We start from the raw sequence: 14,716 nt of genomic DNA on the forward strand, positions 1-14,716 counted from the left end.
ATAAACACAAATGTGGTTATCATTTACGCAATATTTAATGCTATTTGTTAACATTTGCTGTTATTTTGCACGGTCTATATTGGGTATGGATGTGGCGATCGCTGCGCAAATGCACGCTTTCAGGACAATAAATGCCTGATTTTTGGGCAAGATAATTAACGTTTTCGTATAGTAACAGAGTGAAAGTATTTTAAATCAAGGAATTAGATTTGTGCTTTAATCGCAAATTGCGATCTAAATCAAATTAATCGGTTAAAGATAACCGCAGCGGGGCCGACATAAACTCTGACAAGAAGTTAACAACCATATAACCTGCACAGGACGCGAACATGTCTTCTCATCCGTATGTCACCCAGCAAAATACCCCGCTGGCGGACGATACCACTCTGATGTCCACTACCGATCTGCAAAGCTATATCACTCATGCTAATGACACTTTTGTGCAGGTGAGCGGCTATACCTTGCAGGAGTTACAGGGGCAGCCGCACAATATGGTGCGTCATCCCGATATGCCAAAAGCGGCGTTTGCGGATATGTGGTTCACCCTGAAAAAAGGGGAGCCCTGGAGCGGCATCGTGAAAAATCGCCGCAAAAATGGCGACCATTATTGGGTGCGGGCCAATGCGGTACCGATGGTGCGCGAGGGAAAAATCAGTGGCTATATGTCGATTCGTACCCGGGCGACGGATGAAGAGATTGCGGCGGTGGAGCCACTGTACAAAGCGTTGAACGCCGGACGTACCAGTAAGCGTATTCATAAAGGCCTGGTGGTGCGTAAAGGCTGGCTGGGAAAACTGCCTTCATTGCCGCTTCGCTGGCGGGCGCGTGGAGTGATGACGCTGATGTTTATCTTGTTGGCGGCTATGCTTTGGTTTGTTGCTGCCCCGGTGGTGTCGTATTTCCTCTGTGCATTAGTGGTATTGTTAGTAAGCGCCTGTTTTGAATGGCAGATTGTGCGCCCGATAGAAAATGTCGCCCGTCAGGCACTGAAGGTGGCGACCGGAGAACGTAATAGTGTTGAGCATCTGAATCGCAGCGATGAGCTGGGGCTGACATTACGCGCGGTAGGGCAGCTTGGCCTGATGTGCCGTTGGCTAATTAACGATGTCTCGAGCCAGGTGTCCAGTGTCAGAAACGGCAGCGAGACGCTGGCGAAAGGCACTGATGAACTGAACGAACATACCCAACAGACGGTTGATAATGTTCAGCAAACGGTGGCGACCATGAACCAGATGGCGGCGTCGGTGAAACAGAACTCTGCCACGGCGTCGGCTGCCGATAAACTTTCGATCACCGCCAGTAATGCGGCCGTGCAGGGCGGGGAGGCGATGTCCACGGTGATCAAAACGATGGACGATATTGCTGACAGTACCCAGCGCATTGGCACCATTACTTCGCTGATTAACGATATTGCGTTTCAGACCAATATTCTCGCCCTGAATGCGGCGGTGGAAGCGGCGCGTGCCGGAGAACAAGGCAAAGGTTTTGCAGTGGTGGCAGGGGAAGTGCGTCATTTAGCCAGCCGCAGTGCTAATGCCGCCAACGATATTCGCAAGCTGATTGATGCCAGTGCTGATAAGGTGCAATCCGGTTCGCAGCAGGTACACGCCGCCGGACGGACGATGGAAGATATTGTGGCGCAGGTAAAAAACGTCACCCAGTTGATAGCTCAGATTAGCCATTCAACGCTGGAACAGGCCGATGGGCTTTCCAGCCTGACCCGTGCGGTGGATGAGCTTAACCTGATCACCCAGAAAAACGCCGAGTTAGTGGAAGAGAGTGCGCAGGTGTCGGCGATGGTGAAACACCGCGCCAGCCGACTGGAAGACGCGGTGACGGTGCTGCATTAATCGATATGCCGCATCCGGCGGTTGGCGAACAATGCCTGATGCGATGCTGGCGCATCTTATCAGGCCTACGGGGGCGTAGGCGGATACGGCGTTCATGCTGCATCCGGTGGTTGGCGATTAATCCAGTTGGGTAATATCAAAAGCGGCGCGGTCGATCACCGCAATGATCTTTTTTATTTGTGCATCAGTGATATCGCTCTGGTTGACGCGTAAATCCAGCACCGCTTTAAAATTATCCAGCGCCCGCTTCATTTGCGGGTTCTGGCGCAGCGCAGCGCCAACGCAACGCGCTTTGATGCGCTCTTCAATCATCTCCACCTGTTCGCGGTTTTCTTCCAGCCACTGCGCGCCTTGTTCGGTCAGCGCAATCTGCTTCTTACCACCTTCCTCTTCGCGGATGGTAATCAGCGACTGCTCCTGCAGAAAATCCAGCGTCGGGTAGATGACGCCCGGGCTTGGGGTGTAATTTCCCTGGGTCAGATTTTCAATCGCTTTAATCAATTCGTAACCGTGGCTGTCATCGCGCGAGAGAATATCCAGAATCACCAGACGCAATTCGCCGTGACCAAAGAAACGTTGCCGACGACCGCCGCCGCGACCGTGGCGACCACCACAGCATTGACCGTGTTCATGCTGGTGACCGTGTCCACAGTGTTCATGTTCTGATTTCTCACCTTTGCAGCAGCCTTCATGGCGTGGCTGGCCTTCATGTTTACAACACCCTTCGTGATGATGGCTCATATCAGCCTCCTTTTGCTTAATTAGATATATCTAATTTATATCTGATGTAAGCATTAGTGCAAGTGTAAAAATGATTTTTAAACGTGGACTCATCTCACACGTAGGCCGGATAAGGCGTTCACGCCGCATCCGGCGTTGAGTAATGATGCCTGAGAAGAGGCGGTTCGTCTTATCAGACTATAGACATATCAGTTCTACAAATCGCTTGCATTTATCACGATTAACAATCATTATCATTTAATAATTTTATTTAGATATATCTGATTATCATCACGAAGGCGATAACAATGAATAACACCCCCAGCTACCCACAGCGCGTTCGCAATGATCTGCGCTTCCGTGAACTGACTGTGTTACGCGTTGAGCGTATCAGTGCCGGTTTTCAGCGCATTGTCCTCGGCGGCGAGGCGCTGGACGGTTTTACATCGCGCGGCTTTGACGATCACAGCAAACTCTTCTTTCCTCAATCTGACGTTCACTTTGTGCCGCCAACGGTAACGGAAGAGGGGATCGTCTGGCCGGAAGGACCACGCCCACCGTCGCGTGACTATACGCCACTGTATGACGAACAACGTCATGAACTGGCGATCGATTTCTTTATTCACGACGGCGGAGTCGCCAGCAGCTGGGCAATGCAGGCGCAACCGGGCGATAAACTCACGGTGGCAGGTCCGCGCGGTTCGCTGGTGGTGCCGGAAGATTACGCGTATCAGGTGTATGTTTGCGATGAGTCCGGAATGCCGGCACTGCGCCGCCGCCTGGAAACGTTGAGTAAACTTGCCGTTAAACCGCAAGTTACCGCGCTGGTCAGCGTACAGGATAACGCCTGTCAGGATTATCTCGCGCACCTTGATGGTTTTAATATCGAATGGTTGGCGCATGATGAGCAGGCGGTAGACGCACGCCTGGCGCAGCTGCAAATCCCTGCCGATGATTACTTCATCTGGATAACCGGCGAAGGCAAAGTCGTTAAGAATTTAAGCAGCCGCTTTGAAGCGGAACAGTATGACCCACAGCGGGTACGCGCAGCGGCTTACTGGCACGAAAAGTAACTGATATATAAAAAGAAAAAGGCTGACGATTTCTCGTCAGCCTTTGCTATATCTGGTGGCCCCTGCTGGACTTGAACCAGCGACCAAGCGATTATGAGTCGCCTGCTCTAACCACTGAGCTAAGGGGCCATGGTAGCGGATTATAAAGTAACTCCGTGTCGCAATCCAGCCATTACCGCTCGCCTGCTGTTTTTATAAACAATGTATTTTCAATCCGTTATACTTTTCCTGGTGATGTTAGAAAGGAGTAAATATGGTTGAGGATATTTTGGCTCCAGGGTTACGGGTTGTGTTTTGCGGTATCAATCCTGGTCTTTCATCCGCCGGAACTGGTTTTCCCTTTGCTCATCCGGCAAATCGCTTCTGGAAGGTGATATATCAGGCTGGGTTTACCGACCGTCAGTTGAAGCCGCAGGAGGCACAGCATCTGCTGGATTATCGTTGTGGTGTCACCAAACTGGTAGACCGTCCAACGGTGCAAGCCAATGAAGTTTCAAAGCAGGAGCTGCACGCAGGCGGGCGTAAGCTGATTGAAAAAATTGAGGATTATCAACCACAAGCGTTGGCGATCCTCGGCAAACAGGCTTATGAGCAGGGCTTTAGCCAGCGCGGCACGCACTGGGGGAAACAAACGCTCACTATTGGTTCGACGCAGATTTGGGTACTGCCAAATCCCAGCGGTTTAAGTCGCGTTTCACTGGAGAAACTGGTTGAGGCGTATCGGGAACTGGACCAGGCGTTGGTAGTGCGTGGGCGATAAAAAACGCCACCGAAAAGGTGGCGTTTGTGCAAAGGGAAAAGTGCCGGATGTGGCGTAACGCCTGATCCGACCTACCGATTAATCGTCCAGGAAGCTACGCAGCACTTCAGAACGGCTCGGGTGACGCAGTTTACGCAGCGCCTTCGCTTCGATCTGACGGATACGTTCGCGGGTAACGTCGAACTGTTTACCCACTTCTTCCAGCGTGTGGTCGGTGTTCATGTCGATACCGAAACGCATACGCAGAACTTTCGCTTCACGCGCGGTCAGGCCAGCCAGCACGTCGTGCGTTGCCGCACGCAGGCTTTCAGTGGTCGCAGAATCCAGCGGCAGCTCGAGGGTGGTATCCTCGATGAAATCCCCCAGATGCGAATCTTCATCATCACCGATCGGCGTTTCCATGGAGATTGGCTCTTTGGCGATTTTCAGCACTTTGCGGATCTTGTCTTCCGGCATCAGCATACGTTCAGCCAGTTCTTCCGGCGTCGGCTCGCGGCCCATCTCTTGCAGCATCTGGCGAGAAATACGGTTGAGCTTGTTGATAGTCTCAATCATATGCACCGGAATACGGATGGTGCGCGCCTGATCCGCGATAGAGCGGGTGATCGCCTGACGGATCCACCAGGTTGCGTAGGTGGAGAACTTGTAACCACGGCGATATTCGAACTTATCTACCGCTTTCATCAGGCCGATGTTACCTTCCTGAATCAGGTCAAGGAACTGCAAGCCACGGTTGGTGTATTTCTTGGCGATAGAAATAACCAGACGTAAGTTCGCTTCAACCATCTCTTTCTTCGCACGGCGGGCTTTCGCTTCACCGATGGACATACGACGGTTGATATCTTTAACCTGCTCGATGGTCAGGCCTGTTTCTTCTTCAATCTGCTGCAGTTTCTGCAGGGCGCGATGCACTTCTTCAGAGACATCGTGCAGTTTTTCCGACCACGGCTTGTTCATTGCAATTGCCGCGTTGAACCAGGTATCGCTGGTTTCGTTGCCGGTAAACAGGGTAATGAAGTTTTTCTTCGGCATTTTGCACTGTTCAACGCAGAGCTTCATGATCAGACGTTCTTGCGTACGAACGCGGTCCATCATGACGCGCATGCTGTTGACCAGGTAGTCAAACTGCTTCGGCACCAGGCGGAACTGTTTGAATACTTCAGACAGTTTCAGGATCTCTTCCTGAGCGGCAGCGTGACTGCGACCTTTCGCTTTGATGGTGTCACGCGTTACAACGTACTGAGCGCGCAGTTCCGCAAATTTTTCGCGAGCCAGTTCCGGGTCGATGCTGTTGTCATCATCGGCGCTATCGTCATCGCCATCTTCTTCGTCTTCATCTTCGTCATCGTCCAGATCTTCCTGGGAAAGCTCAGAACCGACGTGAGTGGCGGTAGGTGCCAGATCTTCTTCTGCGTTCGGGTCAACAAAGCCGGTGATCAGATCGGACAGACGCGCTTCTTCTGCTTCAACACGATCGTACTGTTCCAGCAGATAGGTGATCGCTTCCGGATATTCAGCAACGGAGCATTGAACCTGGTTGATCCCGTCTTCAATGCGCTTAGCGATGTCAATTTCGCCTTCGCGGGTCAACAGTTCAACGGTGCCCATTTCACGCATGTACATGCGTACCGGGTCAGTCGTGCGCCCGATTTCAGATTCCACGCTGGAAAGCACCTGCGCGGCGGCTTCGGCAGCATCTTCGTCCGCGGTGTTTTCAGCCAGCATCAGATCATCGGCATCCGGTGCTTCTTCCATCACCTGAATGCCCATGTCGTTGATCATTTGGATGATGTCTTCGATCTGATCTGAATCGACGATATCTTCCGGCAGATGGTCATTGACCTCGGCATAGGTCAGATAGCCTTGCTCCTTACCACGGGTGACAAGAAGTTTCAGCTGTGACTGCGGGTTTTGCTCCATAAGACGGTATCCACACTTATTTCATGAGGTTGGTGTTGGGCGATTGACCCGCTGTCCTTCAGCCGTTAACGCTGAAATCCAACGGTTATTTACCGCCAACGATAATTACGAGGGCGTACTTATATATTTGCCGCTGCCTCTCAGTGCGGCTGTCGGGGGCTTCCCGATCGCTCTTCGGCACTTAAGCCGTTAAATTACTTTTTCGCCAGCTCTTGGTTTAATGTCCAGAGCTCCAGGCGTTCTTCGTTGCTTAAACCATGCGTGCGCTCACGAGCGATTAACTCTTCCTGGCGCAGTTCAAGCAGCGAATCAAACATATGGTTGAGTGAGTCGGTGAAGGTTTGCTCAGCAATATTCCTATCTGCTATATCGTCCCACATCGACAGTTTTTCAAGGGTGGCAGCATTATTTGTACCACGATAGTGCTCTAAAAGTTGCCCGGTGGTCAGACCTGGCTGAGAGAGACAAGTGTTGACCAGTTCTCTGAATAAGCCAAGTCCAGGGAGCTTATTTTCATCCAGATTCTCAAGCGGCGGGACCAACGTCGCTAATTCTGGATTTTGCACCAGCAACCCTATAAGTATACGCATGGTCGTGCGTTTTAGCTGTGGAACAGGGCGAGAAACGCTGCTCTCCGCCGCTTTTGGCATTAATCGTTCAAGCTGGCTGTCATCAAGTATGCCTAATTTGTTGCCTAATTCCTGACGAAGATATATTCGCAGCGTTTCGCCCGGCACCTGCGATATCAATGGCAGTGCCAGCGTACTCAAACGTGCGCGCCCGTCAGGGGTACTCAGATCAACTTGCGGCATCAGACTGTTAAACAGAAAAGCGGAGAGCGGCATCGCCTGCTCCATCCGCGCTTCAAACGCTTCTTTACCTTCTTTGCGCACCAGCGTGTCAGGGTCTTCGCCATCAGGCAAAAACATAAAACGTAGCTGCCGTCCGTCTGTCATGTAAGGCAACGCCGTTTCCAACGCTCGCCAGGCAGCATCGCGACCTGCACGGTCGCCGTCATAACAGCAAATGACATTGTTGGTCGCGCGGAACAACAACTGAATGTGATCGGCAGTGGTTGACGTGCCTAACGACGCGACAGCGTAATTAATGCCGTATTGCGCCAGCGCCACCACGTCCATATAGCCTTCGACCACAAGCAGACGATTGGGTTCAGCGTTATCCTGCTGCGCCTCATAAAGACCGTATAGCTGGCGGCCTTTATGGAAAATATCGGTTTCCGGCGAGTTCAGGTATTTGGGGGTATCGTTGCCCAGCACGCGCCCGCCAAAACCAATTACCCGACCGCGTTTATCGCGAATGGGGAACATCACCCGCTCGCGGAAACGATCGTAACTACGCCCCTGATCGTTGGTGACCAACATGCCCGCATCAATCAATGACTGACGATTTTCTGGATTACCGCCAAACCGTTTCAGGACGTTGTCCCAGCCGGGGGGCGCAAAACCAATCGCAAAGCGGGCGATAACCTCGTGGCTTAGTCCGCGTTTTTCCAGATACTGGCGCGCAGACGTGGCAACAGGTTGCTGTAAAGATTGTTGGTAAAACGTATTCAGACCGTCCATCAACTGATAAAGCGTTTGCCGTTGATGGCGTTCGATCTGACTGGGGCCGCTGCCTGCTTCAAATGGCACTTCAAGATTGTGCATTGCCGCCAGCTCTTCGACCGTTTCGACGAACTCGAGCTTGTCATAGTTCATCAGGAAGTCGATCGCGTTGCCGTGCGCGCCACATCCAAAGCAGTGGTAAAACTGTTTCTCACCGTTAACGGTGAATGACGGGGTTTTCTCGTTGTGGAATGGACAACACGCGTGAAAATTCTTGCCCTGCTTTTTCAGCTTTACACGGGCATCGATCAGATCGACGATGTCAGTGCGTGCCAGCAGATCATTAATGAATACGCGTGGGATTCGTCCAGCCATAGGCCCCGATTTTTAGCAATTCATAAACGAAAATAAGCCGCGCATTCCTTTCGGAAGCACGGCCTTACAACTACAACTCGGTCTGATCGGAGAGCAACGCTCTCGGGGAATTAGTACAGACGAGTGCGGCGTGCGTTTTCGCGAGCCAGTTTCTTCGCGTGACGTTTCACTGCAGAAGCTTTAGCGCGCTTACGTTCGGTAGTCGGTTTTTCATAGAACTCACGACGACGAACTTCCGCCAGAACACCTGCTTTTTCGCAGGAACGCTTGAAGCGACGCAGAGCTACGTCGAACGGCTCGTTTTCACGTACTTTAATTACCGGCATGTGCCTCTCACCTTTGATTAATTCGGTTTGCCGCTGGCATCAACGCCAGCTTATTTCAAAATGGTGCGGAATTTTACTGCAATTGCTGCTGCTTTGTAAAGCACCGCGGCCTTTTTTGAAAGGGACTTTTATAAGGGTGAGGAGTATACACGAGGCTTTCTCCAGGGGCGAACAAAGTTTTACATCAACCCGCATTGGTCCTACACTGCGCGGTAATAAAGCGAGGTAAAACAAGTCATGCGTGTACTGGGTATTGAAACTTCCTGCGATGAAACCGGCATCGCCATTTACGACGATGAAAAAGGTTTGTTAGCCAACCAATTGTATAGTCAGGTGAAATTGCACGCTGACTACGGCGGCGTCGTGCCTGAACTGGCCTCCCGCGATCACGTGCGTAAAACCGTACCGTTGATCCAGGCGGCGCTGAAAGAGTCCGGTTTAACGGCAAAAGACATTGACGCCGTGGCCTATACTGCAGGCCCTGGATTAGTCGGTGCGCTGTTGGTTGGCGCAACGGTCGGGCGTTCGCTGGCATTTGCCTGGGGCGCTCCGGCGATCCCGGTACACCATATGGAAGGGCATCTGTTAGCGCCGATGCTGGAAGATAACCCACCGGAATTTCCGTTTGTCGCGCTGCTGGTTTCCGGCGGTCATACGCAGTTAATCAGCGTGACTGGCATTGGTCAGTACGAGCTGCTCGGAGAGTCTATCGATGATGCCGCCGGGGAAGCGTTTGATAAAACCGCGAAGCTGCTGGGGCTGGATTATCCTGGCGGGCCATTACTGTCGAAAATGGCGGCTCAGGGTACTGCCGGGCGCTTTGTCTTCCCGCGTCCGATGACCGACCGTCCGGGGCTGGATTTCAGCTTTTCTGGTCTGAAAACCTTTGCGGCGAACACGATTCGTGACAACGGCACCGACGACCAGACGCGTGCTGATATCGCCCGCGCCTTTGAAGATGCGGTGGTCGATACGTTGATGATTAAGTGTAAGCGAGCGCTGGATCAGACAGGCTTTAAGCGACTGGTAATGGCAGGCGGCGTGAGTGCTAACCGCACGTTACGGGCGAAGCTGGCTGAAATGATGAAAAAACGCCGTGGCGAAGTGTTCTACGCGCGTCCGGAATTTTGTACTGATAACGGCGCGATGATCGCCTATGCCGGAATGGTGCGGTTTAAAGCAGGCGCGACGGCGGATCTCGGCGTTAGCGTGCGTCCGCGCTGGCCGCTGGCAGAGTTACCGGCCGCGTAAAACTATTAGGTGCCGGAGAGTCACTTCCGGCACCGTCCTCACTTAAAGCAACACCACGGGCATCCACAGTAAGCCGGTAATCACCAGCAACACGAGGAATATCAGCCCAAAAATTGCACCCAGTCGCCAGTAATCCACCGTTGGCAGATAACCACTACCGTAGTAAATTGGACTGGGTCCGGTGGCGTATGGCGTAAGAATGCTCCCCAGACCAATTGCCGCGCCAACCATCAGGCAGAACACGGGAAGCGGGATTTCCGGCATCGCCAGCGCGGCGGCAATCATCATCGGCGCGAGAGCGGAGGTATACGCCGTGGCGCTGGCAAAGAAGTAGCGTAGCAGATAAAAGACCACAATCAACGCCACCATCACCATCGTTGGCGAATAACCGCTTAAGCTGCCTGCTAACAGTTTGCCAAACCAGCTAATAAAACCGGTGTTGTTGAGTCCGGTAGCGAGGGTGATAAGCGAGGCCAGCCAGAAGAAAACGTTCCACGCCGCTTTATTACTGACAATATCGTCCCAGCAGATAATGCGCAGAAGCAGCATCAGTGCCACCACGCTGTAACCGACCATCGCGGCATCGATATAATCACCGCCGAAAATCCACAGCACCAGTGCGCCTACCATCAGCCCCAGCATCCGTTTTTCACGAGAACAGAGCGGGCCCATTGCGTGCAGTTCCGTCTCTGCCCAGCGCGGCACCTGATCACCAGACTTCAGTACCGGCGGGTACAGCACGTAAGCCAGCCAGGGAACCAGCAGAACCAGTAAAATGCTGAGCGGCAACATGCCGAGAAACCAGTCGCCCCAACTCAGCGTGGCGTGAGATGCGCTTTTCATCAGTCCAATTAACAGCAAGTTTGGTGCCATCGCCGTCAGGAAAATGGCGCTGGTCACGCAGTCGGCAACAATCCCCATCCACATGATGTACGAGCCAATGCTGCGCGAACTGCTGTCGTTTGGTTGTGATTGATAGAGCGGTGGCAGGTTACGGATGATGGGATAGATAATCCCCGCACCGCGCGCCGAGTTGGACGGTGTTACAGGTGCCAGGATCAGCTCGGAGAACATCACCGCATAGCCGAGAAACAGCGTACTATGCCCCATCTTTTTCACCAGAATCAGCGCGATACGTCGCCCCAGCCCGGTTTTTTCATAGCCTGTGCCAAACATAAAGGCGGCGAAAATCAGCCAGATAACCGAATTAGAAAAACCAGAAACCGCCCAGGAGAGGGATTTGGCGGTGAACTTAAAACCTGGCTGGGCGAGCTGCTCCGGGCTAAACAGCAGCCACGGCGAGAGAATGGCGATAATGGAGATACCCACCATCGCCACCACGGCACCCGGCACGGGTTCGAGGATCAGTCCAACGATCACGCCAGTAAAAACGGCAAAGTAGAGCCAGGTATGACTCTCCAGCCCTGCGGGAACCGGAATTAGAGCAATAATGGCGATGACCGCCAGCGGCGCAAGGTATCGCCACCATTCAGTGGAAGGTTTCATCGTGTTATGCCTGCGAAAAAGGAGAGGGGGTGAGCCTCTCCGGGAGGGTTATTTGATGTAGTGGACGTGCTCGCAAATCTCTTCCACGATGGGATCGCGGCGTTCGGCGAACAGCTTTTTGTTTTCGGCTATCAGGTTGTTGCCGTGGGTATCAATAGAGACAATCAGCGGACCGAACTCTTTGACCCGGCAGACCCACAGCGACTCCGGCATCCCGAGTTCTGTCCAGTGCACCTCTTCAATCTCTTCCACCTGGGTTGCCGCCAGTACTGCGCAGCCTGCCGGGAAAATCACATGCAGCGCCTTGAATTTCTGGCAGCCTTCTTCGGTCAGCGGCCCCATTCCGCCTTTGCCGACCACCAGTTTCACGCCGGTCTGTTCGATAAATTCACGTTCAAAACTTTCCATACGCATACTGGTTGTCGGGCCGACGGATACCATCTCCCATTTGTCGCCGTTTTTGCGCACGATGGGGCCAGCGTGGAAAATCGCTTTGCCGTTGAGATCGTAAGGGATCGGACGTTTGAGTTCGATCAAGCGACGGTGACAAACGTCACGGCAGGTTACCAGCGTACCGGTCAGGTAGATCACATCGCCGACGCGAATATCTTGCAGATCTTCAGCTTTGATCGGGGTTGTCAGGATCTTTTTCATAACGCGCTCCGGGTGTGAGACAGATTTTCAAAGGTGAGATCGGCATGAACCAGCAGTGTGCCGCGACGATGCGCCCAGCAGCCGGTAGAAACAGCAACGCCGATGGTTGACGGATGGCGGGCGGCAGATTCGATATGTACGCCCATCACTGAACTGTTGCCAGTCAGCCCCTGTGGACCAATCCCCAGATGGTTGAGTCCTTCTTCCAGGCGTAGTTCCAGCTCTGCCGCTTTTGGATTGGGATGGCGGCTGCCAATCGGGCGCAAAATGGCTTTACGTGAGAGCACAGCGGCGGTTTCCACCGAGGTGGCGATGCCCACGCCTACCAGTACCGGTGGACAGGCGTTTACGGCGAGGGTGGAGATATTTTCGAAGACGAATTTCACTACGCCTTCGTAGCCTTCCGACGGCATTAACACTTTCGAACGACCAGGCAACGTGCAGCCGCCGCCTGCCATGTAAACTTCGATTTCCGCATCGTCACCGTCGGGGACGATATCCCAGGTGACCCACGGTACGCCGCTGCCGGTATTTTTGCCGGTGTTCACTTCGTCAAAAATTTCTACCGCATTGTGACGCAGTGGCGCTTTGACGGTTGCCTCTTCCACGGCTTGCTTAAGAATGCTTTGCAGCTCGCCAAGCAGTGGGAAACGGGAACCGACCTTAACAAAAAACATGATTTCGCCGGTGTCCTGACAGGCAGGACGATTCAGGTCGATTGCTTTTTGCATGTTGTCGAACATCGTGTGGTAGATGATTTTCCCCATCGACGACGTTTCGGCATCCTTTAGCTGTTTTAGTTTGTCCACCACGTCATCGGGCATTCGGGTAGAAATCATGGCGGTAAAGTTAGCGACAATCTCCGTCAACTTATTCACTGCCTGTTGCTTATTACTTTCGCTCATCATGGCAACTCCAGTTTATGTATTTGTCTGGAAAAATTCACTGCTACAAACTACCACTAAAAATGTGGTTTTATATTTTTTGCCGCCGTGAATATGTAATTCACAGTTCGTGAATCAACGCGAAAATAAGAATGAATATTGCGCCAGAGCAGGGAATGGCAATGTTTTGCGAAATACACTGCGCTTATCACAACTGCGGATAATTAACGATGCTGAATAGCTGGCCTTTAGCCAAAGATTTGCAGGTACTGGTAGAAATCGTCCACAGCGGGAGTTTTAGTGCTGCAGCGGCGACGCTTGGGCAAACGCCTGCATTTGTCACCAAGCGGATCCAACTCCTTGAAAATACGCTGGCAACAACGCTGCTGAACCGCTCCGCCCGCGGCGTGGCGCTGACTGAAAGTGGCCAACGTTGTTACGAGCATGCGCTGGAAATCCTCACCCAATATCAGCGACTGGTCGATGACGTCACGCAAATCAAAACGCGCCCGGAGGGGATGATTCGTATTGGCTGTAGTTTTGGTTTTGGGCGCAGCCATATTGCGCCAGCTATTACCGAACTGATGCGCAATTATCCTGAGTTACAGGTGCATTTTGAATTGTTCGATCGGCAAATTGATTTAGTGCAGGATAATATTGATCTGGATATTCGTATTAATGACGAAATTCCTGATTATTATATTGCGCATCTTTTGACAAAAAATAAACGAATATTATGTGCAGCGCCTGAGTATCTGCAAAAATATCCGCAGCCACAATCCTTGCAGGAATTAAGTCGTCATGACTGTCTGGTGACCAAAGAGCGCGATATGACCCACGGAATATGGGAGTTGGGGAACGGTCAGGAGAAAAAATCGGTGAAGGTAAGCGGGCACCTTTCCTCCAATAGCGGCGAGATTGTGCTGCAATGGGCGCTGGAAGGAAAAGGAATTATGCTGCGTTCTGAGTGGGATGTTTTACCGTTTCTGGAGAGTGGCAAACTGGTGCGAGTATTGCCGGAGTATGCACAAAGCGCCAATATCTGGGCTGTTTACCGGGAGCCGCTCTATCGCAGCATGAAATTACGTGTCTGCGTGGAATTTCTGGCGGCATGGTGCCAGCAGCGGCTGGGCAAGCCCGACGAAGGCTATCAGGTTATGTAGACTCGCGAAAAATCACTCAGGATCCTTTTCGCGCTTTCTTTTGAATTTCGTCCAGATTTTTGTCTCCTGACGACGCCACAGACGCTGGATGTTGTCATGATGGCGCAGCAGGATCAGGCATGAGAGCATCGAAACCGGGAAGGTGAATTGTGGCTTAAACCACCAGACGTAAAATGGAGCAATCAGTGCGCTGACAATCGCTCCCAGCGACGAGTATCCGCTCAATAGCACGGTCAGTAACCAGGTTCCCGCCATTACTCCGGTGAGATCCCAGCCAATTGGTGCGATGGCACCAAAAGCGGTAGCAACGCCTTTTCCTCCTTTAAAACCGAAGAAAACGGGCCAGATGTGTCCAAGGCAGGCGGCGATGGCAATTAAGCCTAGCCAGAAGGGGCTGACACCTAATTCATACGCGCCCCAGACGGGCAACATTCCTTTCAGAACGTCGAAAATCAGTACTGCTACGGCTGCTCCCTTGCCACCGATACGTAACACATTGGTTGCGCCAGGATTACCGGAGCCGCTGGTTCGCGGATCGGGCAGCCCACACAAGCGGCAAACCAGAATGGCACTGGAAATGGAGCCGCAGAGGTACGCGATGAGGATCATTCCAGGCGCGATTGCACTCATAAGCTGTTCCGTTTTGAAAATTCGTGTTCAACGATGAAT

13 protein-coding genes and 1 tRNA gene are annotated in these 14,716 nt (G+C 52.5%); 5 read left to right on the forward strand and 9 right to left on the reverse strand.

The window, feature by feature from the left end; translation table 11 throughout:
- Positions 1–329: 329 nt before the first annotated feature.
- Positions 330–1,850, forward strand: coding sequence for an aerotaxis sensor receptor Aer (aer, locus tag BEB42_RS04995; protein WP_032185156.1), 1,521 nt, complete (start codon positions 330–332; stop codon positions 1,848–1,850).
- Between the two features lie 117 nt (positions 1,851–1,967).
- Here aer and nfeR read toward each other — a convergent pair whose 3' ends face one another.
- Positions 1,968–2,591 carry a DNA-binding transcriptional regulator NfeR gene (gene nfeR, locus BEB42_RS05000; protein WP_000018005.1) on the reverse strand — a complete coding sequence of 208 codons (624 nt, stop codon included), beginning with the start codon at positions 2,589–2,591 and terminating at the stop codon, positions 1,968–1,970.
- Between the two features lie 287 nt (positions 2,592–2,878).
- Between nfeR and nfeF the strand changes: the two genes are divergently transcribed.
- Positions 2,879–3,643 carry an NADPH-dependent ferric chelate reductase NfeF gene (gene nfeF, locus BEB42_RS05005; protein ID WP_105267191.1) on the forward strand — a complete coding sequence of 255 codons (765 nt, stop codon included), beginning with the start codon at positions 2,879–2,881 and terminating at the stop codon, positions 3,641–3,643.
- 53 nt (positions 3,644–3,696) lie between these two features.
- Here the strand turns inward: nfeF and BEB42_RS05010 are convergent.
- Positions 3,697–3,772: transfer RNA gene (locus tag BEB42_RS05010), tRNA-Ile, on the reverse strand.
- 124 nt (positions 3,773–3,896) lie between these two features.
- On the opposite strand from BEB42_RS05010, the gene mug reads away from it, so the two are divergent.
- On the forward strand, positions 3,897–4,403 hold the full coding sequence (gene mug, locus BEB42_RS05015; RefSeq protein WP_000228939.1) for a G/U mismatch-specific DNA glycosylase: 507 nt from the start codon (positions 3,897–3,899) through the stop codon (positions 4,401–4,403).
- Between the two features lie 78 nt (positions 4,404–4,481).
- Here mug and rpoD read toward each other — a convergent pair whose 3' ends face one another.
- The 3 genes from rpoD to rpsU all read right to left on the reverse strand — a co-directional run bounded on the left by rpoD (position 4,482) and on the right by rpsU (position 8,589).
- The gene (gene rpoD / locus BEB42_RS05020) at positions 4,482–6,323 is read right to left on the reverse strand and encodes an RNA polymerase sigma factor RpoD (protein WP_000437371.1); all 1,842 of its coding nucleotides are present in this window, start codon (positions 6,321–6,323) and stop codon (positions 4,482–4,484) included.
- A gap of 194 nt (positions 6,324–6,517) precedes the next feature.
- The gene (dnaG, locus tag BEB42_RS05030) at positions 6,518–8,263 is read right to left on the reverse strand and encodes a DNA primase (protein WP_000918834.1); all 1,746 of its coding nucleotides are present in this window, start codon (positions 8,261–8,263) and stop codon (positions 6,518–6,520) included.
- 110 nt (positions 8,264–8,373) lie between these two features.
- Positions 8,374–8,589, reverse strand: a complete 216-nt coding sequence (gene rpsU / locus BEB42_RS05035) for a 30S ribosomal protein S21 (RefSeq protein WP_001144069.1) — start codon at positions 8,587–8,589, stop codon at positions 8,374–8,376.
- Positions 8,590–8,826: 237 nt separating this feature from the next.
- Here rpsU and tsaD point away from each other — a divergent pair, with 237 nt between their 5' ends.
- A complete protein-coding gene (tsaD, locus tag BEB42_RS05045) occupies positions 8,827–9,840 on the forward strand; it encodes a tRNA (adenosine(37)-N6)-threonylcarbamoyltransferase complex transferase subunit TsaD (RefSeq protein ID WP_105267192.1) in 1,014 nt (337 codons plus the stop codon).
- Positions 9,841–9,882: 42 nt separating this feature from the next.
- Here the strand turns inward: tsaD and ttdT are convergent, their stop codons facing one another.
- Genes ttdT through ttdA form a run of 3 tightly spaced genes read right to left on the reverse strand, consistent with a single transcriptional unit; the run spans position 9,883 to position 12,908 of the window.
- Positions 9,883–11,346: an L-tartrate/succinate antiporter gene (ttdT, locus tag BEB42_RS05050; protein WP_105267193.1), complete on the reverse strand. Its 1,464-nt coding sequence runs from the start codon at positions 11,344–11,346 to the stop codon at positions 9,883–9,885.
- Positions 11,347–11,394: 48 nt separating this feature from the next.
- On the reverse strand, positions 11,395–12,000 hold the full coding sequence (gene ttdB, locus BEB42_RS05055; RefSeq protein WP_000722957.1) for a L(+)-tartrate dehydratase subunit beta: 606 nt from the start codon (positions 11,998–12,000) through the stop codon (positions 11,395–11,397).
- Positions 11,997–12,908: a L(+)-tartrate dehydratase subunit alpha gene (gene ttdA, locus BEB42_RS05060; RefSeq protein WP_105267194.1), complete on the reverse strand. Its 912-nt coding sequence runs from the start codon at positions 12,906–12,908 to the stop codon at positions 11,997–11,999. Before ttdA ends, ttdB begins: the two co-directional genes overlap by 4 nt.
- Before the next feature lie 206 nt (positions 12,909–13,114).
- On the opposite strand from ttdA, the gene ttdR reads away from it, so the two are divergent.
- Positions 13,115–14,047 (forward strand): L-tartrate utilization transcriptional activator TtdR, encoded by a 933-nt coding sequence (ttdR, locus tag BEB42_RS05070; protein WP_041124135.1) that lies wholly within the window; start codon positions 13,115–13,117, stop codon positions 14,045–14,047.
- Between the two features lie 12 nt (positions 14,048–14,059).
- On the opposite strand, the gene plsY is transcribed toward ttdR, so the two are convergent.
- Positions 14,060–14,677, reverse strand: coding sequence for a glycerol-3-phosphate 1-O-acyltransferase PlsY (gene plsY / locus BEB42_RS05075; protein ID WP_001272796.1), 618 nt, complete (start codon positions 14,675–14,677; stop codon positions 14,060–14,062).
- Positions 14,678–14,716 lie beyond the last annotated feature (39 nt).

Source organism: Escherichia sp. MOD1-EC5990 (assembly GCF_002965285.1).
Lineage (GTDB): Bacteria > Pseudomonadota > Gammaproteobacteria > Enterobacterales > Enterobacteriaceae > Escherichia > Escherichia coli_F.